Annotated in this window: 25 protein-coding genes and 1 riboswitch; all 25 genes read left to right on the top strand. The window is 41.1% G+C overall.

Going from position 1 to position 23057, the window contains the following annotated elements; translation table 11 throughout:
• The first annotated feature begins 9 nt into the window (after positions 1 to 9).
• The 25 genes from cobD to cbiB all read left to right on the top strand — a co-directional run bounded on the left by cobD (position 10) and on the right by cbiB (position 23050).
• Positions 10 to 1101 (top strand): threonine-phosphate decarboxylase CobD, encoded by a 1092-nt coding sequence (gene cobD / locus AB1I63_03165; protein MEW4353887.1) that lies wholly within the window; start codon positions 10 to 12, stop codon positions 1099 to 1101.
• Positions 1094 to 1948 (top strand): kinase, encoded by an 855-nt coding sequence (locus tag AB1I63_03160; protein MEW4353886.1) that lies wholly within the window; start codon positions 1094 to 1096, stop codon positions 1946 to 1948. Before cobD ends, AB1I63_03160 begins: the two co-directional genes overlap by 8 nt.
• Before the next feature lie 8 nt (positions 1949 to 1956).
• Entirely contained in the window at positions 1957 to 3021 is a 1065-nt protein-coding gene (gene cobT, locus AB1I63_03155; protein ID MEW4353885.1) for a nicotinate-nucleotide--dimethylbenzimidazole phosphoribosyltransferase, read from the top strand.
• A gap of 11 nt (positions 3022 to 3032) precedes the next feature.
• Entirely contained in the window at positions 3033 to 3632 is a 600-nt protein-coding gene (locus tag AB1I63_03150) for a cob(I)yrinic acid a,c-diamide adenosyltransferase (protein MEW4353884.1), read from the top strand.
• Between the two features lie 300 nt (positions 3633 to 3932).
• Positions 3933 to 4829, top strand: coding sequence for a nuclear transport factor 2 family protein (locus tag AB1I63_03145; GenBank protein MEW4353883.1), 897 nt, complete (start codon positions 3933 to 3935; stop codon positions 4827 to 4829).
• Between the two features lie 372 nt (positions 4830 to 5201).
• A riboswitch (adenosylcobalamin (AdoCbl) riboswitch) is annotated at positions 5202 to 5348 on the bottom strand.
• A gap of 285 nt (positions 5349 to 5633) precedes the next feature.
• Positions 5634 to 6770: a 1-propanol dehydrogenase PduQ gene (locus AB1I63_03140; GenBank protein MEW4353882.1), complete on the top strand. Its 1137-nt coding sequence runs from the start codon at positions 5634 to 5636 to the stop codon at positions 6768 to 6770.
• 82 nt (positions 6771 to 6852) lie between these two features.
• Entirely contained in the window at positions 6853 to 7197 is a 345-nt protein-coding gene (locus AB1I63_03135) for a BMC domain-containing protein (GenBank protein MEW4353881.1), read from the top strand.
• A gap of 22 nt (positions 7198 to 7219) precedes the next feature.
• Positions 7220 to 7795 carry a response regulator gene (locus AB1I63_03130; protein ID MEW4353880.1) on the top strand — a complete coding sequence of 192 codons (576 nt, stop codon included), beginning with the start codon at positions 7220 to 7222 and terminating at the stop codon, positions 7793 to 7795.
• Entirely contained in the window at positions 7782 to 9233 is a 1452-nt protein-coding gene (locus AB1I63_03125; GenBank protein ID MEW4353879.1) for a sensor histidine kinase, read from the top strand. Before AB1I63_03130 ends, AB1I63_03125 begins: the two co-directional genes overlap by 14 nt.
• 98 nt (positions 9234 to 9331) lie before the next feature.
• A complete protein-coding gene (gene eutA, locus AB1I63_03120; protein MEW4353878.1) occupies positions 9332 to 10762 on the top strand; it encodes an ethanolamine ammonia-lyase reactivating factor EutA in 1431 nt (476 codons plus the stop codon).
• A 25-nt stretch (positions 10763 to 10787) separates the two neighbouring features.
• Positions 10788 to 12158: an ethanolamine ammonia-lyase subunit EutB gene (locus AB1I63_03115; protein ID MEW4353877.1), complete on the top strand. Its 1371-nt coding sequence runs from the start codon at positions 10788 to 10790 to the stop codon at positions 12156 to 12158.
• Positions 12159 to 12174: 16 nt separating this feature from the next.
• Positions 12175 to 13089 (top strand): ethanolamine ammonia-lyase subunit EutC, encoded by a 915-nt coding sequence (gene eutC / locus AB1I63_03110; GenBank protein MEW4353876.1) that lies wholly within the window; start codon positions 12175 to 12177, stop codon positions 13087 to 13089.
• Positions 13090 to 13108: 19 nt separating this feature from the next.
• Entirely contained in the window at positions 13109 to 13762 is a 654-nt protein-coding gene (eutL, locus tag AB1I63_03105; protein MEW4353875.1) for an ethanolamine utilization microcompartment protein EutL, read from the top strand.
• Positions 13763 to 13780: 18 nt separating this feature from the next.
• Positions 13781 to 14389, top strand: coding sequence for a BMC domain-containing protein (locus AB1I63_03100; protein ID MEW4353874.1), 609 nt, complete (start codon positions 13781 to 13783; stop codon positions 14387 to 14389).
• A gap of 6 nt (positions 14390 to 14395) precedes the next feature.
• Entirely contained in the window at positions 14396 to 15874 is a 1479-nt protein-coding gene (locus tag AB1I63_03095) for an acetaldehyde dehydrogenase (acetylating) (GenBank protein MEW4353873.1), read from the top strand.
• A gap of 23 nt (positions 15875 to 15897) precedes the next feature.
• A complete protein-coding gene (locus AB1I63_03090) occupies positions 15898 to 16188 on the top strand; it encodes a BMC domain-containing protein (protein MEW4353872.1) in 291 nt (96 codons plus the stop codon).
• Positions 16189 to 16248: 60 nt separating this feature from the next.
• On the top strand, positions 16249 to 16524 hold the full coding sequence (gene pduA, locus AB1I63_03085) for a propanediol utilization microcompartment protein PduA (GenBank protein MEW4353871.1): 276 nt from the start codon (positions 16249 to 16251) through the stop codon (positions 16522 to 16524).
• 93 nt (positions 16525 to 16617) lie between these two features.
• Positions 16618 to 17265 carry a hypothetical protein gene (locus tag AB1I63_03080; protein ID MEW4353870.1) on the top strand — a complete coding sequence of 216 codons (648 nt, stop codon included), beginning with the start codon at positions 16618 to 16620 and terminating at the stop codon, positions 17263 to 17265.
• An 18-nt stretch (positions 17266 to 17283) separates the two neighbouring features.
• Positions 17284 to 17919, top strand: coding sequence for an ethanolamine utilization phosphate acetyltransferase EutD (gene eutD, locus AB1I63_03075; GenBank protein ID MEW4353869.1), 636 nt, complete (start codon positions 17284 to 17286; stop codon positions 17917 to 17919).
• Positions 17920 to 17939: 20 nt separating this feature from the next.
• Positions 17940 to 18581 (top strand): ethanolamine utilization protein, encoded by a 642-nt coding sequence (locus AB1I63_03070; GenBank protein MEW4353868.1) that lies wholly within the window; start codon positions 17940 to 17942, stop codon positions 18579 to 18581.
• Positions 18582 to 18593: 12 nt separating this feature from the next.
• A complete protein-coding gene (locus AB1I63_03065) occupies positions 18594 to 18866 on the top strand; it encodes a EutN/CcmL family microcompartment protein (protein ID MEW4353867.1) in 273 nt (90 codons plus the stop codon).
• A gap of 23 nt (positions 18867 to 18889) precedes the next feature.
• A complete protein-coding gene (locus AB1I63_03060; GenBank protein MEW4353866.1) occupies positions 18890 to 19984 on the top strand; it encodes an ethanolamine utilization protein EutH in 1095 nt (364 codons plus the stop codon).
• A gap of 20 nt (positions 19985 to 20004) precedes the next feature.
• Positions 20005 to 20457 (top strand): cupin domain-containing protein, encoded by a 453-nt coding sequence (locus AB1I63_03055; protein MEW4353865.1) that lies wholly within the window; start codon positions 20005 to 20007, stop codon positions 20455 to 20457.
• 285 nt (positions 20458 to 20742) lie between these two features.
• Complete coding sequence (locus AB1I63_03050; GenBank protein MEW4353864.1) at positions 20743 to 22116, top strand: cobyrinate a,c-diamide synthase; 1374 nt, start codon at positions 20743 to 20745, stop codon at positions 22114 to 22116.
• Positions 22103 to 23050 carry an adenosylcobinamide-phosphate synthase CbiB gene (gene cbiB, locus AB1I63_03045; GenBank protein ID MEW4353863.1) on the top strand — a complete coding sequence of 316 codons (948 nt, stop codon included), beginning with the start codon at positions 22103 to 22105 and terminating at the stop codon, positions 23048 to 23050. Before AB1I63_03050 ends, cbiB begins: the two co-directional genes overlap by 14 nt.
• Positions 23051 to 23057: the final 7 nt, after the last annotated feature.

Here is a 23057-nt window from a genome sequence, read left to right as displayed (position 1 = left end):
GATGGACGTATGAGAGTAGAGCACGGAGGAAATGCTGCTGCCTTGGCAGAGAAAATGGGCTACCCCTTAGAAGAGTGTATTGATTTTAGTGCCAATATCAATCCTTTGGGTCTATCTGAAAATCTGAAAACAGCTTTAGTGACTGCTATGGAGCAGTTGGTTCATTATCCTGATATTCATTACCAAAAGGCTCGCCTAGCTCTGTCTGAGCACCATCATTGTGGTTTAGAAAATATCGCTCTTTCAAATGGAGCAGTCGAACTCTTCTATGAATTAGCTCGCTATTTTCGTCCCAAAAAAGTCTTAACGCTCAGCCCCACCTTTATGGAGTATGAAAAAGCCTTCTTACAGGTCGGATCCATCATGAGAGAGTGTGTATTGTCTGCTCCTGATTATGGTTGGGATAGTGAAGCCTTACTTGCAGCTGCGCGTGATTTGTCAAGTGGAGATGTGGTCTTAATTTGCAATCCCAATAATCCCACAGGGACCTTGCAAAGCAGTCAAGCACTGAAAGAAGTTGCTGCTGTGTTGGCAGAAAAAGGGATTTTCTGTATCATTGATGAAGCCTTTATGGACTTTTTGAGAGATGATAGAGATAGTTTTATTCCGTATTTGGCAGCATTTCCCAATGTCATCGTGGTGCGGTCCTTGACAAAGTTTTATGCGATTCCAGGATTGCGCTTGGGCTATGCTGTGAGCTATCATCCGAGTTGCTTATCAGACATTCAGGAAAGCCGTGCTCCATGGACGGTCAATACCTTAGCCGATACAGCCGTGCCTGTGATTGTAGCCGATACAGCCTATCAAGAGAAAACCAGAGATTGGCTAGAGCAGGAAAAGAACTATCTCTTTACGAACTTGTCGCGCTTTTCTCGTTTACGAGTTGTGCCACCGAGTGTGAATTATATTTTCTTTGAGTATTTGGGAGAGCTTGATTTGCGGGAGGAATTGCGCAAGCATAAGATGTTTATCCGCTCGTGTAGCAATTATCATCATTTGTCAAATCGACATTATCGAGTTGCCATCCGAAGCCGAGAGGAAAACGAGCGACTATTGGCGGCTTTGCAAGCTGTCTTAGAAAATGAGTGTGTGTATGACTAAGCTCAGTGTATCCTGTCCAGGTTCTTGCGGGGAGTTATTTCAGTGTGTGGTGGGTAAGCAAGAGTATCTGTTGTCTTACGGTATCGCGGAAAAAAGCTACCTCAGTTTAGTAGAGGATGGCGATGGTTCGAGCGTTCTTGGGCAGAAAATGAAGATGGCTATGCAGAGATTAGCAGATATGAAACATCTTGCTTTTGCTTATCACACGGACTTGCCTATTGGAAAAGGCTGCTCGAGCAGTACGGCGGATATCCTTGTAGGATTAAAACTCTTGAGTTTGCTCCAAGGTAGGAACCTGTCAAATGAAGAGTTGACTGAGATGTGCAGTAGTATTGAGCCTAGCGATTCAGTGGCTTTTGAGGATTGGACAGTTTTAAATCCCTTGACAGGAGAAGTAGTCTTTCAGACCAGCTGGAAACCGGATTTATGGGTTTATATCCTAGAGCCGAAAGCGACGATTGATACCCTAGCTCTTCCTCGAATGACCGAGACAAAGGATTATTCAGTAGCAGAGTCTGAGCAGGTATTTACACGATTTGTAGAAGCCTGCAAGGAGAAGAGTCTAAACCAGTTAGGTCAAGTTGCAACACTCAGTGCACGCTTGAACCAAAAACGCCTGATGAAGCCCTATTTAGAGGAGATTATTGCTATTGCTAACAAGAACGGAGCAATCGGTGTCAACGTAGCCCACAGTGGCACTGTTTTAGGGATTTTACTGAGAGAGGCTAAGAAAGAGACCGTTCAAGCCTTGGAAGAGGAATTAGCCCAACATCCACTTGCTAATTACTATCAAATCAGACGATTATCGCCAGTTATTTTTGAAGGATTACGAGAGCGAAAGGAGTGAAGCTAGATTTGGAAACAGTAGAACAAATAATCGAGAGACTCCAGCCCTTGAGTCGTGAAAAAATAGCTGAAGGAAAAGCATTTTGTGACCAGCTAGCCAAGCCCTTGGGTGCTTTGGGAAAAATGGAAACCATCTATGCACGTTTGTATGCCATGTTTGAAGGAAAGATAGATCTTGCAAAAAAAGTCGTCATGGTCTATGTGGCTGATAATGGCATTGTTGCAGAAGGGATTTCCTCTAATCCACAAGAGACGACCTTTATCGTGGCGCAAAATATTCTAAAAGGTAAGACAGGGCTTTGTGCCATTTCTCAGCATGTGGGCTCGAGTGTTCACTTAGTGGATATTGGCTGTAAAAAGGACTTAGGAGAGCATTCACAGGATAAGATTCGCCATGGAACGCGTAATATGCTCTATGAACCCGCTTTAATAAAAGAAGAGGGAAGAGAAGCTATTTTACTCGGCTATAAACAGACAGTTGAGCTGATTAAGAAAGGCTATACTCTCTTTGGTACGGGTGAGATGGGGATTGGTAATACCACGACATCTGCCGCTGTCATTGCAGCGATTTTAGGGCTGAAAGCCAGTCAAGTGACAGGATATGGCGCAGGCTTGACTCAAGATATGAAAGCGCATAAAACAGCGGTTATTGAGCAATGCCTAAAGCGCCATGCTCCTTATAGAGATGTTTTTGATATGGCTACAAAGCTAGGGGGGCTTGATTTGCTAGGGATGGTTGGTACCTATCTGGCTTGTGCTGAGTATCAATTCCCCTGTGTTATTGATGGATTGATTTCGATTGCGGCTCTCTTGATTGCAGCTCGCTTAGCACCAGTAGTCTTGGATTATTGCTTTCCTTCTCATATTTCAACGGAGCCAGGCTATGCCTTGGTATGTGAGGAGTTGGGGCTTGAGCCTATGCTCGCTATGGATATGCGTTTGGGAGAAGGTTCTGGCTGTCCGTTGGCTTTCTTTCTTATGGAAAATGCCTGCTACACGATAGAACATATGCCAACCTTTGCAGAAGGACAGTTAGATAAAAAAGATTACATTGATATTCGAAATACAGAATAAGGAGGTACAATATGCAGTTATATACAAAAACAGGTGACAAAGGCCTAACGAAGCTAGTGGGTGGTCAAAGTGTCGCTAAAGACGCCGAGCGTGTCAATGCTTATGGGACTATTGATGAGTTAAATTCATGGATTGGTCTGACGATTAGTAAAATGACGGATTCTGATGAGTTGAGAGATGAACTCTTGCAATTACAACACTATCTATTTGACTGTGGGTCAGACTTATCGACCCCACATGGAGTTTATCCTTATAAAGTCGATAAACAGTTGGTCGAATGGATTGAAGAGCGCATTGATACCTATGCAGATATTCCGCCAGCTTTGGAAACCTTTATTTTACCAGGGGGAGATGAAATTGCGTCGATGATTCATGTGGCACGGACCATTGCACGTCGAGCTGAACGTCATATTGTGGCGACTATGTGGACAACAGAAATCAATAACGAAGTCTTGGTCTTTGTCAATCGTTTGTCCGATTATTTCTTTGCCTTGGCGCGTGTCCTAAACTTTAGGAAAAATCAATCTGATGTTGCCTATGAACGGGGTGTCAAAGTCTTTCATAATATCACAAAAGCAGATGTCGAAAGATGGGCAAGTAAACGAGATTAAGATACGAAACAAAAAAGCAGTAGAGTCCTTGATGGATTTACTGCTTTTTGTTGATATAGTCATTTAGTTTAACGTTAATTTGTCTTGCCTAACCTAAGCTCTGCCTATATCTTAAATTAAAACGAAACAGCTATATCTTACGAAAACTATAAAACATTTAAGCAGCTAAGATATGCTTTTTAGGTATATAAAATATAGAAAAAAAGTATTTGTAATTTATATCTATGGAATATATAATATTAAAAGTCATCTCAGGATCACTGGGTGGCGTCAGATAAAGTTTGGAAGACAGAGGTAAATATGAATAAAAAAGCAATAGTGCTGACAATGGTAACTGTATCAGGTTTGTTTTTACAGGCATGTAGTAATGCTACAAATGAAAATGCTAACAAGCAAGAACAGGTTGCTACTAGCCAAGAAGCTAAGAAGATGTCAAATATTGATAAGGCTATTTCAGTCATCAAATCTTTTGAGACAGGTGATAAAACTGCAATTACTGAATATGTAAACGAAAAAAATTATATCCAACATAACTTGAGTGTTCCAGATGGTCGTGACGTAGTTCTGAATTCGATTGGTCAGCTGGCGGATGCGGGAACCAAGGTTGAAGTTGTTCGTAGTTTTGAAGATGAAAATTTTGTAGTCTTACATTCTAAGTACCAAATTGCTGGAGGAGCGGAGCAAGCAGGATTTGATATTTTCCGTTTTGACGATGGAAAAATTGTTGAACATTGGGATAATTTGCAGAATCTAGGCGAAAAGAATCCAAGCGGCCATACCTTGCTTGATGGTGATACAAAGGTACAAGATACTGATAAAACAGATGAAAATAAAACCCTAGTTCGCAACTTTGTTACAGATATTTTAGTAAATAAAGATTTAGATAAAGCAAGTAACTATTTTGATGGCGATGACTATATCCAACACAATCCTCAAACGGGTGATGGAGTCAAAACAACTATTGAAGGCTTTAAAGCTTTAAAAGATAGTGGTTTTGATATGAATTATTCTGAAATTAAAATGGTTCTTGGACAAGGGAATTTTGTTTTGGTTGCTAGTCAAGGAACTTTGATGGGAGAAGATGCTGCCTATTACGATCTTTTCCGAGTGGAAAATGGGAAAATCAAGGAGCATTGGGATATTGTGACAGCTATTCCGAAAAAAGATACTTGGGCAAATCAAAATGGGAAATTTTAACCAGGATTACAAAAATTAACATGTTTAAAAAACTAACTTTTAAACTAAAATAAATCCAAAGATTTCATTGAAAAACGCATAAAATCAGGATTTTGATAAACTGATTTTATGCGTTTTTCCAATTTGAAGAGCTTTGCTAGTGTCTTACAACAACTATAAAAAATCCCATCTTCTAAAAGATGGGGGAATATTCAATAAAAGAAAGCGTCCTTACGACAGTGTAGAATATTGCTAAGCATCGTTGGTTAGCAGCAGCTTTCCTAGATTATCGGCTCTGCTTCGTTGCAGAAAGACAAGCACAGCTTATCTTTAGAAAATTAGCGTACTAACGTAGAGCCAATAATGGAAATGCTGCAATCAATGCTGATTCCACAATGACATCATCACCTTACATCGAGGCGTGAAATCTACTAAAATTTAAGAATAAAGACCTGACTTAAAGCTTAGGCTTATCACAGTGGCGGGACCGCGTTGGATTTTCACCAAACTTCCATATTCCTAAAAGTACTAAAATTAATTTCCTAGCATCTTTATTGTAACACCTTTTTATACCTTTGACAAGCAATATGCATCAAATAGGCTAAAAATACTGCTAGAAAATAATTTTTGAAATAAAATTGACCATTTTCATTGATTTGAAAGCGCTTTTGTGCTATAATTCAACTATGGTACAAAGAGGTACTGTTTATAACGAAGCAATGTGGCTATATGAGACGACTATGACGTGTGTAGAGGAGTAGTGGTTTTTCATGTAGTCCGTTTTTCGTTTTGCAGATTTATTTATAGAAAAAGAAAGGAGAATAGATGTATAAAATCTTTTATAAAACTGAATTGTGCATAGGCAAGGGTGCTTTGAAACAATTAAGTACATACAAGGACGAACATGTGTTGGTCGTGGCTGATCCATTTTTGAAAACATCTGGGCAGCTAGATGATATTCTAGCTTATCTCGATGCGAGTAATGATGTGGTTGTCTTTACAGACATCGTGCCTGATCCACCGATTGAAACCGTTGTTGCGGGAATTCAATCAGCAGGTGGTCGTCCAATTAGTATTGTCTTGTCTATTGGTGGTGGTTCTGCTATTGATGCTGCAAAAGCCATGTATTATTTTGCCAAGAAACAGGGTATTTTCTCTCAAGCCATTTTGATTGCTATTCCAACAACCAGTGGAACTGGCTCTGAGGTGACCGACTTCTCAATCATCACAGATGCAGAAAAAGGGACTAAATACCCTTTGGTTTCTCGGGAAATCTTGCCAGATGTGGCGGTGCTAGATGCAGATCTAGTCTTGTCTTTACCAGCCAATATCACAGCTGATACAGGAATGGACGTATTGACACACGCATTTGAAGCCTATGTATCCACAAATGCGACGGATTTTTCAGATGCCTTGGCTGAAAAGGCGATTAAGCTCGTCTTTGAATATTTGCCAAAAGCGTATAAGAATGGTCAAGATGTGGAAGCACGTGAAAAAATGCACGTTGCCTCAACCCTTGCAGGAATGGCTTTTAACACAGCTTCGCTAGGTCTTAACCACGGAATTGCTCATGCCGCTGGTGCGAAATTCCATATTCCGCATGGTCGCTTAAACAGCATTCTCATGCCACACATTATCCAATACAATGCCAATGTTATCAATCGAGGTAAGCAGCCTATCCATAAAGAAACGGCAACTCGTTACCAAGATATTGCTAAATTATTGGGATATAGTGCAGCAAATCCAGCCTTGGGTGTTCGCCAATTGGTCGAAGCAGTGAAGAAATTGCAAAAGCAATTAGAAATGCCAATCTCACTTCGAGAATACGGTATTACATCAGATGATTTTACCCAGTACAAGGAAGAAATCGCCGCAGCTGCCCTGAATGATAAATGCACAGCTACAAACCCAAGAGTCCCAACTGAATTGGAAGTGCTTAAAATTTTAGAAAATGCTTTCTAAGTGAAATTGCTAATTTAATAAATTTAGTATATAATACATAGAGTCTATGTATCTTCTATGTAGGTGAAGAAGGGTAGATATGGTGGAAGAAAAACAAAGAATGATACAAGAGTATGTGCCGGGGAAACAAGTCACCCTTGCACATCTCATCGCAAATCCAGACGATGTCATTTTTGAAAAGCTTGGTTTGATTGTCGAAAATAAGGGTGCGATTGGGATTTTAACCATCACACCAAGTGAAGCAGCGATTATTGCTGTTGATATTGCAACCAAGGCAGCAGATGTCCAAGTTGGTTTTGTGGATCGTTTTAGTGGCTCTGTTGTGATGACTGGGGATGTTTCATCTGTTGAAGCAGCGCTGGTTGCCGTTTTACAAGGCTTGGAAGAGATACTAGGCTTTTCAAGTACCGTTGTAACACGAACATAAAAAGAAACTGATAAGGGGAAGTATGAAAGGTAGAATACTCATTGCTGATGATGATCCAATCGTAACGCTTGACATCAGACGGATTTTGGAAGAAGCAGATTATGAAGTGGTTGCAGAAGCGACTGACGGATTTGAAGCGATTGAACTTTGTCAAAAATATCGTTCTGATCTCGTGATTATGGATATTAAGATGCCGTTATTGGATGGTCTAACAGCTACGAAAAAAATACTCGATGACGCCTTGGCTTACGGGGTAATCCTCTTATCAGCGTATGATGATGAGAGCTACGTTCAAAAAGCAAAACATTATGGCGCAAGTGCTTATCTTGTCAAGCCTTTGGATGCTAAATCCTTGATTCCAATGGTGGAAGTTTGCATTGAAAAGGGACGCCAGTTGCAACAAATGTCGAATGAGATGATTAAATTATCTAAAAAAATAGATGATCGGATTGTCATTGAAAAAGCCAAAGGGCTGCTTATGGTCCGTGATCATTTGTCAGAACCTGAAGCCTTTAAACGAATTCGTACGATTAGTATGCAAAAACGCGTTCCAATGGTTGAAATTGCACGATTATTGGTTCTGCATGATGAAATATAGAGAAAAAATCAAAAAGTTATGTGAAGAACAAACCAATCTCAGTCAAGAAGACATTGCAACCTTGATTGAGCAGGCAGATTTACTGATGAAAACATCAGATTATGCCAGTGAGGATGTCTTTATTGATGTTCAAAATGTCTTTTCAGAGCATGCAACAGTCATTTTTCACAAGAAACCCCAAACCAAGGGAAGTCTCTATGAGAAGACCGTGGTGGGAAGCCTTGCTTATTTGCAAAATGAGCCAGGTGTTATTCGAACTTTGCATACGGGAGCTCCTTCTATTGGCTTATCAGCCCTATCTCAGGAAGGGGTGCCTATTCAGCAGACGGTTCTGCCGATTATGCGAGAAGGGCGAGTGATTGCAACCTTGATTTTGGAGAGGGATATTTCTCCTGATTTCCCAACTCATTTCTCCTTACAAACGACAGAGCTTGGCAATGACGAGATCAATGATGTCTGTGCCAATACAGAATCTGAAGAATTTTCCCTTCTAAAATATATGGATGATGCTGTTTTGGTGTTTGATAAGACAGGGATCTTGATTTATTTCAATCCGCAAGCAGCGGCAGTCTATCGGACCAAATTTGCCTATATGGATTCCCTAGAAGGAATGCATTATGATAATTTGGTCTTAGGAAATATTTGCTTCAAAGATATTTGTAAAGAAACCAGAGGGTTGCAAAAGGCTTATTCAGCCTTGTCAGAGGTGCAGTATGGTTCTAGCTATTTTCGGGTAAAGCAGTATGTGGATCGTGATAAGCAGTTGTTTATTATGATGTACAAGGACATTAGCGAGACTAAAAAGTTAGAGTCCATGCTTTTACTAGAAGAAACAGCCATGCGCGAGTTAAACCATCGAGTGAAAAATAATCTACAAACGGTTGTTTCACTCTTACGCTTGCAGTCGCAGCGTAGCCAGGATAAGGATGTTAAGAAAAACTTATCAGATAGTGTGAATCGTGTCCTGTCTATTTCGATGACGCATGAGCTTTTGTCCTCTCAAAAAAATGATGAGGTATCCATTGAGAAGTTGCTAGAAGGAGTTTTGACCAATGTGCAGCGTTGTTTCAGTGGACGAATGGATATTGCCTTGACTTACAACTTAGATTCGACGATTTATCTCGATAGTAATCGAGCAACGGCTCTTGCTCTAGTGGTCAATGAATTGCTTCAAAACAGCTACGATCATGCTTTTGAAACAATAGAACAAAAAAAACCGAAAATTCATTTGCAAATTACATTGAAAGATGATATAATAGAAGTACGAGTAACTGACAATGGAAGCGGTTACGACGTCAATCGTTCCTTTGATGATCATCTCGGTTTGATGATTGTAGAGCGATTTGTAAAAAGTAAATTGTCTGGTAAGCTATCTGTCCGATCGAGCCGTCGAGGTACCAGGACAATCATTAAATTTAAGTATAATAAAATAGACTAACAATGATGTCGGTCTTAAAAGCAATGACGCTTGAAGAGTATGAGTAAACACTTGTTTATTTGTACTTCTTTGAGCGTCTTTTTTTGGAGGTTCGTAGCATGTCGGATAAGATTTTAAGTGTAGGGCTTGACCTTGGGACTGCAACTACACAGCTCGTTTTATCCGAGTTGACCATCGAAAATATCTCTTCTCTTTTTACCATTCCTCGGGTGTGTATTACAGATAAGAAAGTTCTTTATAAGAGTGATATTATCTTTACACCGATTTCTGACCAGCTCTTGATTGAGGTGGATAAGATTAAGGACTTTGTCATGACAGAGTATAAAAAGGCTGGTATTGAGAAAAAAGATATTCAAATGGGAGCCGTGATTATCACGGGAGAAACAGCTCGGAAGGAAAATGCTAGTCATGTTTTACAGGCTTTGAGTGGGTATGCTGGCGACTTTGTCGTTGCAACCGCTGGACCTGATTTAGAAAGCATCATAGCAGGAAAAGGGGCTTGCAGTCACCAATACTCTCAAGAACATCACACTTCAGTAGCCAATATTGACATCGGAGGTGGCACATCGAACTTAGTGGTTTTCCGTGAGGGAGATTTGATTGATACGGGATGTTTTGACATTGGAGGACGCTTAATTAAGCTCAATCCTGAAACAAACCGCATTATCTACATTGCTCCTAAGCTAAAAGAGATTATCGCTGAGAAACAGTGGAAATTACACGAAGGGGAAGTGGTTCATCGAGAACACTTGGATGCTCTCATTCAGATTCTCGTAGAGGTGCTAGAACAATCTGTCGGTATTGACAACCACAGTCCTTACTATGAAATGCTTCAGACCAATCATGGTTTGAAATTGAATTATGAGATTAAATGCGTTTCCTTCTCTGGTGGGGTAGCAGATGCTATTATCGATTCGACACCAGTCAATGAATTTCAATACGGTGATATTGGTATTCTGCTTGGACGTGCACTTCGTCGGTCGAAAATCTTTGATCAAAAACGAGTGATTAAAGCAGCAGAAACGATTCGCGCAACTGTTGTGGGCGCTGGTAGCCATACGACGGATGTAAGTGGAAGTACCATTACCTATATCTCGGATGTCTTACCTATCAAAAATGTCCCTGTTCTAAAACTTGCTTCTAGTGATGAAAAAGAAGACAAGGACACTATGAGAGAGATTATCAAGGACAAGGTCGGTTGGTTTACTTTAGAAAATGAAGTGCAACAAATCGCCCTAGCAATCAACGGAGAAAAGAGTCCTAGTTTCGCTCGCGTGGTGGATTATACAGAGGCCATTATCGGTGGGATGAAAGAAAGTATTGACAAGAAGATTCCATTATTGGTGGTTGTTCGAGAGGACATGGCTAAGGTTCTTGGTCAATGTCTCTACGCACAGCTCCCTAAGGGTTATCCGTTTGTCTGCATTGATTCGGTCGATGTTCAAAATGGAGATTACATTGATATTGGAAATCCTGTTATTGAAGGATCGGTCTTACCAGTTGTTGTGAAAACATTGGTATTTAACTAAGGTATAAAAAAGGAGGAAATAGTAAATGATTTTGAAAACAAAATTATTTGGTAGAGTTTACGAATTCAAGTCAGTAAAAGAAGTGCTGGCTAAAGCTAATGAGTACAAATCAGGTGACCAATTAGCAGGTGTTGCTGCTGGTTCTGCTGAAGAACGTGTAGCGGCTAAAGTTGTTTTGGCACAGTTGAAACTATCTGATTTGTTCAACAATCCAGTAGTTCCTTATGAAGAAGACGAAGTGACACGAATCATCATTGATGATGTGAACTTGCGTACTTATGAGAAAATCAAAAACTGGACTGTGCAAGAATTGCGTGAATGGATTTTGGACAACAACACGACAAACGTTGATATTCAATGGTTGTCACGTGGCTTGACTTCTGAGATGGTAGCAGCGGTTGCAAAACTCATGACCAACTTAGACTTGATTGTCGGTGCTCAAAAAATTGTCATCACTAAGAAAGCCAATACAACTATTGGTGTACCAGGAACTTTCTCATCTCGCTTGCAACCAAACCATACAACAGATGATCCAGACGGTATCATGGCGTCCACAATGGAAGGGTTTGCTTATGGATGTGGAGATGCGCTTCTTGGATTGAATCCGGTTGATGACTCTGTTGAAAGTACCAAACGTGTCCTTCACAAATTTAACGATTTTATCGAAGAATACAAGATTCCAACACAACACTGTGTGTTAGCTCACGTTACTACTCAGATTGAGGCTATGAACCAAGGCGCTCCTACTGGACTTGTCTTCCAGTCAATCGCTGGTTCTGAAAAAGGAAATGAAGCATTTGGATTTAGTGCAGCAACCATTCAAGAAGCTCGTGATACCGCTCTTAAAGTAGGTTCTGCTGCTGGACCAAACGTCATGTACTTTGAAACAGGTCAAGGTTCTGAATTGTCATCTGATGCGCACTATGACGCTGACCAAGTAACTATGGAAGCTCGTTGTTACGGATTTGCTAAACGCTTTGATCCATTCTTGGTCAATACGGTAGTAGGATTCATCGGACCTGAGTATTTGTATGATTCTAAACAAGTTATCCGTGCAGGTCTTGAAGACCACTTCATGGGTAAATTGACGGGTATTTCTATGGGATGTGACATTTGCTACACCAACCACATGAAAGCAGACCAAAACGACGCAGAAAACTTGTTGGTATTGCTCGGTGCTGCTGGGGTTAACTACATCATGGCAATCCCTCACGGAGATGATATCATGTTGAACTATCAAACAACAGGATACCATGAAACAGCAACCATGCGTGACCTATTAGGAAAACGTCCAATCAAAGAATTTGAAGAATGGATGGAAAAAATGGGCTTGATGGAAAACGGACATCTAACTGCAATCGGTGGAGATGGTTCTGTCTTCATGAAATCAAATTAGTTGGGAGGAAATCATTGTGGATGAATTGCAATTAAAAGAAATGATTCGCTCACTCTTGAGTGAGATGGATACAAAGGAAGTGACCACTGCTCCAGCAGCAGTCACAGAAGATAAACCTGCTGAAGTAGAAACAAAAGGATTGCCGAAAAGTGAAGCGACAGTCATTGAAGACGGCATGATTCCAGATATCACAGAAGTAGATATTCAGGAACAATTCTTAGTACCAAATGCCATTAACGAAGAAGCTTATCGTAAAATCAAGAAATTTACGCCAGCACGTCTTGGTTTGTGGAGAGCAGGAAACCGTTATATGACACAGTCAGTCTTACGCTTTAGAGCAGACCATGCGGCAGCGCAGGATGCAGTCTTCTCATATGTATCAGAAGACTTTGTCAAAGAAATGGGCTTTGTACCTGTTCAAACAATGGCATCTTCAAAAGACGAATACTTGACACGTCCAGACCTTGGTCGTATCTTCTCAGAAGAGCAACAACAATTTATCAAAGACAACTGTGTGCACAATGCAAAAGTACAAATCGTTGTCGGAGATGGTCTTAGCTCTTCTGCGATTGAAGCAAATGTTAAAGACTTCTTACCAGCCCTTAAACAAGGTTTGAAGATGTTTGGTTTAGACTATAATGAAGTGCTCTTTATCAAACACGCTCGGGTTGCTGCTATGGACCAAATCGCTGAATTAACAGGTGCAGAAGTTGTCTGTATGCTAGTCGGTGAACGTCCAGGACTTGTAACTGCAGAATCTATGAGTGCTTACTTGGCATACAAACCAACCGTTGGAATGCCAGAAGCAAAACGTACGGTTTTATCCAATATCCATAAAGGTGGAACACCAGCCGTTGAAGCTGGAGCTTATGTAGCAGAAATCATTAAGAAAATCCTTGATAACAAGAAATCTGGGGTTGACTTGAAATAATTTTTAGGAGGACATTGTTTTGAAAAATGAACGTTTAGGCGCAAGCGTATTAAGTGCTTTAGTCATTTCAAATGTAGATGCTGGACTTGCAGCGTCACTTGAGTTGAAACCACATCACAGAAGTCTTGGAATTGTCACTTCTGACTGTGATGATGTAACCTATGTAGCCCTAGATGAGGCAACCAAAGCAGCAGATGTAGAAGTTGTGTATGCACGCAGTATGTATGCGGGAGCAGGAAATGCCTCTACAAAACTTGCGGGTGAAGTTATCGGTATTATCGCGGGTCCAAATCCAGAAGAAGTTCGTAGCGGTCTTGATGTTGCCGTTTATGAAATTGAAAACGGCGCAAGCTTTTACAGTGCTAACGATGACAACAGCGTGCCATACTTTGCACACTGTGTGTCTCGTGCAGGAACTTACCTTTCAGAAGGGGCAAACTCAACAGAAGGAACAGCGATTGCTTACTTAATCGCTCCTCCAGCAGAAGCTATGGTTGGTTTAGATGCGGCTCTTAAAGCAGCAGATGTCCAAATCGGTGCCTTCTATGGTCCACCAAGTGAAACAAACTTTGCAGGAGGCTTGCTCGTTGGTTCTCAATCAGCTTGCCGTGCAGCATGTGATGCTTTTGCGAAAACAGTCGTAGCAGTGGCAAACGATCCAAAAAGCTATTAAACATTAGGGGTTGATTAGATGACAAAAAGAGCACTCGGTTTAATTGAAGTAAAAGGTTATCTAGGTGCTGTGGTTGCCGCAGATGCAGCAGTAAAAGCAGCCAATGTGTCATTGCTTAATATTGAAACTGTTAAGGCAGGGTTAAATACTGTTCAATTAGTAGGTGATGTGAGTGCTGTTAAGGCAGCAGTTGATGCAGCAGTTGATGCAGTCCACGATAAGCCATATTATTTAGCTAGCCATGTCATTCCTCGCTTGGATGACCAGACGCGTATTCTTTTTGAGACTAAACGAAACGAAAAGAAAGAAGCTACGGTCTCTCAGCCAGATGAAGCGCTAGTAGAAATCCCACATGTAGTAGAAGAAAGTCCAATTTTAGAAACAGTTGAAGTGGTGGAAACAGAAAATGTAGAAATCGCTCCTGTGATAGAAGAAGAAGTTGTAGTTGCTCAAGAAAGCAGACAAGTACTTAAGTTTTCTCGCGAAGAATTAGGAAAATTAAAAGTTGTCAAATTACGGAGCATTGCCTACCGTGAAAAAGATATTGATTTATCAAAGAAAGAGATTAAATTTGCGAATAAGCGCTTGTTGATTGAAGCTTTGATGAAAATCACAAGAAAGGAGTAATCGTGAATGTTTTTAGAAGATAAGGATTTAGTTTCAATCCAAGAAGTGCGCAACTTGATTCGTGAAGCAAAACGTGCACAAGAAGAATTGGCTCAAATGAGTCAAGAACAAATTGATACGATTGTAAAAGTCGTGGCGAAAGCTTGTTATGATGAGCGTGAACGTTTGGCTAAGATGGCGGCAGAAGAAACGGGCTTTGGTCGCTGGGAAGATAAGGTGTTGAAAAACGCTCTTGCTTCCAAAGGTATTCTTGAAGAAATCAAGGATATGCGTACAGTCGGTATCTTGTCAGACGATAAAGAAAATAAAGTAACAGAAGTAGCTGTACCAGTCGGGGTGATTGCTGGATTGATTCCATCTACAAACCCAACATCAACGGTTATCTACAAAGCCTTGATTGCTTTGAAAGCAGGAAATAGTATCGTCTTTTCTCCACATCCAAATGCTCTTAAGAGTATTGAGGCGACAGTGGAAGTGATTAATCGTGCAGCGAAAAGTGCGGGTTGCCCAGACGGTGCTGTTGGTGTGATTCATCGTGTATCTATCCAAGCGACAAACGAATTGATGAAACACAAGGATACAAACTTGATCTTGGCAACTGGTGGAACTGCTATGGTGAAAGCGGCTTATTCATCAGGAACTCCAGCTATTGGGGTAGGACCTGGAAATGGACCAGCCTTCATCGAACGTACAGCAGATGTGCCAAAAGCTGTTCGTCAAATCTTGGATTCTAAGACCTTTGATAATGGGGTTATCTGTGCATCAGAACAATCCATCATCGTTGAAGAAGACATGAAAGCAACAGTTGTTGCAGAATTCAAGAAACAAGGTGCTTACTTTGTTCCAGCTGAAGATGCTAAGAAATTGGGTGCCTTCATCATTCTTCCAAGTGGTGCGATGAATCCGAAGATGGTCGGAAAATCTCCTCAAGTTATCGGAAAACTAGCTGGAATCTCTGTTCCAGAAGATGCTCGTGTTCTTATCGCTGAGGAGACTGGTGTCGGCAAACAACATCCATATTCAATGGAAAAACTAGCTCCAGTCTTGGGATTCTACACTGTCAAAGACTGGGAAGAAGCTTGCAAGCTTAGCATGAAGATTCTTCATCATGAAGGGGTAGGTCACACCATGGCTATCCATACCAAAGATGAAAGCATTATTCGTGAATTTGCGCTTAAAAAACCAGTTTCTCGCTTGCTCGTTAACACACCAGCAGCTTTAGGTGGCGTTGGAGCAACAACTGGCTTATTCCCTGCCTTTACACTTGGTTGTGGAGCAGTGGGGGGCAGCGCAACATCTGACAATGTAAGCCCACGTAATCTCTTTAATATTCGTCGTGTGGCTTATGGAACGACAGAATTGTCTGACCTACGTCAAGCAGAAAATATGGCAGGAACTGTCAAAGAAGAACTCCCAACCTCAGTAGATGAAGATAAATTGGTGGAACTTCTCGTACAACGTGTACTTTCAAAATTAGATAAATAACATAGTATCGGAGGAAAAACAAGATGGCAAATGCAAATGCACTAGGAATGGTAGAAACAAAAGGACTTGTAGGCGCAATCGAAGCAGCAGATGCAATGGTAAAAGCAGCAAACGTTACGCTGATTGGTAAAGAACAAGTAGGAGCAGGACTTGTAACGGTTATGGTTCGTGGAGATGTTGGTGCGGTAAAAGCAGCGACAGATGCAGGAGCAGCAGCGGCAGAAAACGTAGGTGAATTGATCTCTGTTCATGTCATCCCACGTCCACATGCTGAAGTTGAAGTGATTCTACCTGCAAATAGCAGCAACGAATAAGCAACTCACCATAAAAATAAATAAGAATAAGAAATCAAACATTATCGGAGGAAAAACAAGATGGCAAATGCAAATGCACTAGGAATGGTAGAAACAAAAGGACTTGTAGGCGCAATCGAAGCAGCAGATGCGATGGTAAAAGCAGCAAACGTTACTTTGATTGGTAAAGAACAAGTAGGAGCAGGACTTGTAACGGTTATGGTTCGTGGAGATGTTGGTGCGGTAAAAGCAGCGACAGACGCAGGAGCAGCAGCAGCAGAAAACGTAGGTGAGTTAATTTCTGTTCATGTCATTCCACGTCCACACGCAGAAGTTGAAGTTATTTTACCAAAATAAAATTTCAGTTTGATTGATGTTACCCATAAGCTATCTAGTCCATGCGTGAGTAGATAGCTTATGATAACAAGATCGGTAGAAGGATGTGAATACATGTCAGTTCTTACAGAAGCAAAGATTAGAAAGTTGTTTAGGGAATCTGGCATCTTGGAAAATGGTGTCTTTGAATTAGCCAAACATGAAAAGTTGACTCCGGCAGCCAGAGGTTTTCTAAATGACCATCATATCAAGGTGGTTAATTCTAATCAGCAAAAAGGGAGAGCATCTGTATCACAATATGAAATAAGCAAAGAGCCTATTACCAATATTGAAGACTCTGTTGTGTATCCGCTACTGTTTAGATTAACCAAATTATATAGCTATTTTTTAAAGAGCCAAAGAGAATTGCATTTGGCGTTCCAGGATGAAAAGTGTGAGCAAGTAGGGCTATTGTTGTCCATTCTTGAGAAAATAGTGGGACATCATATTTTAGATGATATTTCAGACTATCACACCACATTGCCGTCACATACAGAATTACAGGCGATTCGTGTTAGCAAGCAATTAGACCAACAAACGGTCATGATGAATTATCAAGAACCGCTTTGGCGTTTGGTAGGTTATGAAGCCTATCTTGAAACCAGTCTCTTGCGCAAAGAAATCGAACATGTATCTGATAGTGACAGAGATGTATTTGCTGGCAAGGTTTCTCAATTATTAAAATCCATTGAGGTTTTATTATGGCTGATAGCTAGTGAATAAAGAGAAAGGATGTCTGAAATGTCATTAGATCAATTAGTTGATAAAATTATTGAAAAAATTCAGGATGAATTAGATTCCAAAGGAAGTTTTGAAGTGGAAGCCAGTGGGCGTCATGTCCATTTGAGCCAAAAAGATTTAGATGCTTTGTTTGGAGTTGGTTACCAATTAACAAAAGCAAAAGATTTGTCCCAACCAGGGCAATATGCCTGCCAAGAACGTTTGACAGTGCTAGGACCAAAAGGTTCTTTCCATAACGTTGTTATTTTAGGACCTGTCCGTGGTGAGTCTCAAGTGGAGGTTTCTCTGACGGATTGCCTGCAGTTAGGTACGAAAGCACCGATTCGCGAAAGTGGTGATATCGAGGGCACACCAGGTGTTATCCTTGCAAATGGCAATAAGGTTGTATCGCTTGATAAGGGCTTGATTGTAGCCAAACGTCATGTTCACATGACACCAGAAGATGCAGCTCGTGCTGGTGTTGAAAACCACGAAATCGTTCAAGTCAAAGTCGAAGGCGAACGTCCCTTGATTTTTGATGATGTCGTCATTCGTGTCAGCCCTAAATTTGCAACTTATATGCACATTGACTATGATGAAGCCAATGCTTGTGGTTTCAAAAAAGGTATGCGTGGTCACATTATTAAGAAGAAATAGGACCTAGAGAGGCTATAAACATGGAAAATTTAGACAAACTTGTCCAGCTGATTACAGACCGTTTGTTAGAAAACCTCCAAGATGGGCCTAATGAAACATCTGTTTATTTGGTTGGAAAAGATCGGACAGATGCTCTATTAGTCGAGAAAGGCTATCGCCTTGTGAAACACGCTGAATGTGCAGATGTCGTCGTGGTTGATTGTTTAGCTTTGGATGCTTTTTTGAGAATTGCATCGCTCTGTCCTGCTAATGAAGTAGAGTCAAATATCTTGACGAGCTTGTTAGATGGCAAACCTGTGTATGTTTCTTTTGAAACGTTTAATGTTGAACAATACAAACACTCCGCACGCTCACGTTTGTATCGTGAATTAGTAGAGCAAAAAACAAAATTAGAGAAATACGGTGTTCAATTTTATCGAGAAAATCAATTATTGAGCCTATTAGGTGCTTGTGTGGCTGAAAAAGAGGAGTTTCTTCCTCAGCAGCCAGAGAAAACAGGAATTAATCAATCTCAGCACTCAAAAACCAATCTTGTCACTGAAGCAAAACTCAAGGCGATGGGCTTGGGTGAGGGAGATTCCTTTGTTATCGAAAAAGGAATGATTGTCACAGCACTCGCAAAAGATTATTTGAAACGTCATAAAATTAGAATTGTAAAATAAAGGAGTCAGGATATGTTTGTTGGAACAGTAAAAGGAAGTCTATGGGCTACTAGGAAAGATGAAAAATTGAATGGTTTGAAATTTTTAGTAGTCGAAAGACAGCTAAATGAACATCAAACAGATCCTGCTCTAGTTATTGTTGCAGATTGTATCGGGGCTGGAGAGGGAGATCTGGTCATGGTTACAACTGGCAGTTCTGCACGCGTAAGTCTCACAAAAGAGGATGTTCCAGTGGATATGGTCGTTGTTGCGATTATTGACAAAGTGGAGTATCCAGACGAGTAAAACTATCAGGAGATATAACGATTATGAGTATAAATGAAATTATCATTTACATCATGGTCCTATTTATGATTGTCGGTGCAGTAGATAAGTGTATCGGTGGGAAATTAGGACTAAGTGAAAAGTTTGAAGAAGGGATTATGGCTATGGGAGCGTTGGCGCTTTCCATGGCAGGGATTATGGTTGTAGCGCCGCTCCTTGCAGATGTGTTAAAACCAATCATTGTTCCCTTGTATGGTTTAGTGGGGGCTGACCCATCTATCTTTGCAACGACCTTCATTGCAAATGATATGGGAGGTGCACCTCTTGCCCTTAGCTTGGCTGAAAACCAAGCAGTTGGGAACTTTGCGGCCTATGTATTAGGGTCAATGATGGGTCCAACTATTGTATTTACCATTCCAGTCGCTTTGGGAATTATCGAAAAAGAAGATCGTCCTTTGCTTGCCCGCGGGATTTTGTACGGTCTTGTAACGGTTCCAATCGGTTGCTTACTAGGGGGGATCTTGGTTCCTGGTTTAGCATTTGGCACTTTATTGGTCAACTTGATTCCAATTATCATCGTATCAGCGCTTATTTTCCTAGGTTTGGTGCTTGCACCAAATGGCATGATCAAAGGATTTGAAGTTTTTGGACAAATCATCGTTGTGATTGCAACGCTTGGTCTTGCTTTTGGAGCTGCTCAACTCTTGACTGGTAATGAATGGTTGCTTAATCTCTACCCATCAGGAGCAGACACTTTGAAAGAAGCGTTTGAAGTTGTAGGCTCAATCGCTGTTACCCTTGCAGGAGCTTTCGGGCTTGTAGCTGTCTTTACCAAGGTTGCCAACAAACCATTGTCAGCTATCGGTAAATCACTTGGTATGAATGAAGTAGGGGCAGCAGGTCTTGTAGCTTCTCTTGCCAACAATATCGCTATGTTCCAAATGTTGAAAGACATGGACAAACGCGGTAAAATCATCAACGTTGCCTTTGCAGTATCTGCATCATTTGTGATCGGTGACCACCTTGGCTTCACTGCTGGTCAAAATCCAGAAATGATTGTACCGATGATGGTTGGTAAATTAGTAGGTGGAATTACAGCTGTCTTGCTCGCCTTTGTATTAACAAAAAAAGAAGCCTAAAGGACAGGGAGGAATAAATAATGGCAGATGTAAATCGTACAGAACTAGAAGCATTGGTTCGTAAAATTTTACTAGAAGAATTGCTTGCGAAAAAAGGAGCGAAACAAGTCGGCAAATCAGGTGTAGCTTCTATCGCACTTCCAAGTTTGGATGTTCGTCCTGAGGACCGTCTAGATACTGGCAATCCAACAGATAAGGTCTATACGCGCGATCTTCTTAGCTTAGAAGAAAGTCCACGTCTTGGCTTGGGACTCATGACTATGGAAGATACAACTTTCCCATGGCATCTTGATTACGATGAAATTGACTATGTCATTGATGGTCAATTAGATATCGTAGTCGGTGATGAAGTCCTCTCTGCTGGTCCTGGAGAAATTCTCTTCATTCCAAAAGGAAGTGATATTAAGTTCTCTGTTAAAGGAAAAGCACGCTTTATTTATGTGACTTATCCAGCAGATTGGCAAAATCAATAAGCACGTTCAGAAAATACAGTTTCCTATCAAACTAACTACCAGGGGGCGAGAATCTAGTATTCTTAGCCTCTTTTTTAGGTGAAATGTGAAAAGTGATAGCTTTTTTGAAAATGTTTTCAATAAAGGCTTGACATTCTTTTCATTTTTTAGTAAACTTATTTTAACATAACATAGGAAAGCGATTTCCGACACGACGATGTGTTTATTACAATAGAGAGCAACGGTGCTACAAGAAATATTCCAATATTTTTTGTAGCACCTTTTTATATTGACAAGGAGAGACTCATGAAGGAATTTATGCTAGCAGGTGTCTCAAGCGGTGTTGGTAAGACAACAGTGACACTCGGTGTATTAAAAGGCTTGGCAAATATGGGTTACAAGGTTCAGCCTTACAAGGTGGGGCCGGATTATATTGATACGGCTTATCATAGTCGGATTACCAAGCGAACTTCCAGAAATTTAGACAGCTTTATGATTCCAGATACAGAGTCCTTAGCTTGGTCCTATTACAAATGGCACAGGGACGCAGATGTGGCTGTTGTGGAAGGAGTGATGGGGCTTTTTGACGGTCTTGGAACAGATAAGGACTGCGCTTCATCGGCTGCGATTGCTAAGAAATTAGGGATTCCTGTGGTTCTCATCATTGATGGAAAAGCGACTTCGACCTCAGCAGCTGCGATGGTTCATGGTTTTTCAACCTTTGATCCTGATGTCACGATTGCAGGGGTGATTATCAATCGTGTAGCTTCTAAAAATCATTACGAGTTAATCAAGGGAGCGATTGAACGTTATACAGATATAGAGGTTTTAGGCTATTTCCCAAAAAATACCGAAGTAGAACTCCCCTCTCGCCATTTAGGCTTGATTCCCGATGTGGAGATGGAAAATCTGGAAAAAACGTTTGATATTTTAGGCAAACTAGCGCAGGAATCCGTTGATTTAGAGCGTCTTCTTGAAAAAGTAGAAAAAGCAGAGCAGGAAATGGGTAATCCTTTCCAAGTCAAAAACTATGCACCTTTACGCTTAGCCTACGCCATGGATGATGCCTTTCATTTTTACTACGAAGACAATCTCGACTTTTTGACGGACTTGGGCGTGACTTTGATTCCCTTTAGTCCGCTAAAAGATAAGGAATTACCAGAAGCGGATGCCTATTATTTCGGCGGTGGATTCCCAGAGATTTATGCAAAAGAATTGATGGCAAATGCTTCGTTTCGAGCGTCGGTTTTAAAAGCGCATGAGGATAATCGCCCTATTTATGCGGAGTGCGGAGGACTGATGTATCTCGGCCGTGCTTTAGAAATTGAGGGCGAGACCTATGAAATGGTGGGGATATTTGACGGAACAAGTGTGATGACTCCTCGCCTCAAACGATTTGGGTACTGTGAAGCGACAACAAAGGTAGATAGCTTATTTGGTCCTTCTGGTACCAAGGTTCGTGGGCATGAGTTTCACCATTCTGTATTTGAGACGAAGGAAGAAACCGTACTTGATTTGGAAAAATCACGAGATGGAGAAGTGGTGGCCCAGTGGCAAGGTGGCTACCAAAAGGGCAGAACTTTTGCCAGCTATCTCCATGTTCATTTCTATCAAAAAGAAGCCCTGCTTCATCACTGGCTAGACTACATTTGTGAGGCACGACATGATGAGCATCATTAGTATTATTCTTGCAGTATGTTTGGATTGGGTGATTGGGGATCCCTATTCTTGGCCACATCCTGTGAAGTGGATGGGAAATTTCATCACTTGGTGCTTGAAATTATTTCAAAAGCGCCCCATACAACCGCATGTATTTGGAGCTATTCTTTGGATTAGCACCGTTGGTTTATCTGTTGCTCTTGCCTATCTTGTTCTTTGGGGAGCTAGTCTGCTTCATACGATTGTGTACTGGGTGGTCTATACATATCTAGCTTATGCCTGTCTTGCGACAAGAAGTCTAGCAGTTGAAGCCATCAAGGTCTATCATACAGTAAAAACAGGTACCCTTGAGGAAGCTAGGTATCAGGTCAGCATGATTGTCGGACGAGATACCTCCCGGCTTTCAAGGGAAGAGATTACCAAGGCGACCATTGAAACGGTTGCAGAAAATACCAGCGATGGGGTGATTGGTCCCCTACTCTGTCTCTTTCTTGGAGGGCCAGTTTTTGCGATTGGCTACAAGGCGATCAATACCTTGGATTCGATGGTGGGCTACAAGACTGAAAAATACAGAGCGATTGGGTATGTATCAGCTAAGATAGATGATCTAGCCAACCTTATCCCAGCTCGAGTGACTTGGCTAGCGCTTATGGTGGCAAGTCATATCCTGCAATTAAGAGCTAAGGAAGCTTGTCAGATCGGCTTTCGAGATCGCTACCAGCATGCCAGTCCAAACAGCGCTTTTTCAGAAGCCGTTGTGGCAGGCAGCTTAGGCATTCAGCTTGGAGGGACGCATGTCTATCATGGTGAAATCATCGAAAAACCAACGATTGGAGATGCGATTCGAGAAGTAGAGGCAGACGATATTTTGACTACTGTATCCCTGCTTTACATGAGTACAACGATTGTGCTTCTGATTGGTCTCTTAGTGACTATTAGTCTAACAATTTTATAGGAGTTTT

The organism is Streptococcus pneumoniae (assembly GCA_040719455.1).
Classification (GTDB): domain Bacteria; phylum Bacillota; class Bacilli; order Lactobacillales; family Streptococcaceae; genus Streptococcus; species Streptococcus pneumoniae_G.
Note: the sequence above shows the minus strand (reverse complement) of the source record. Positions and strands in the feature narration are given on the sequence as shown.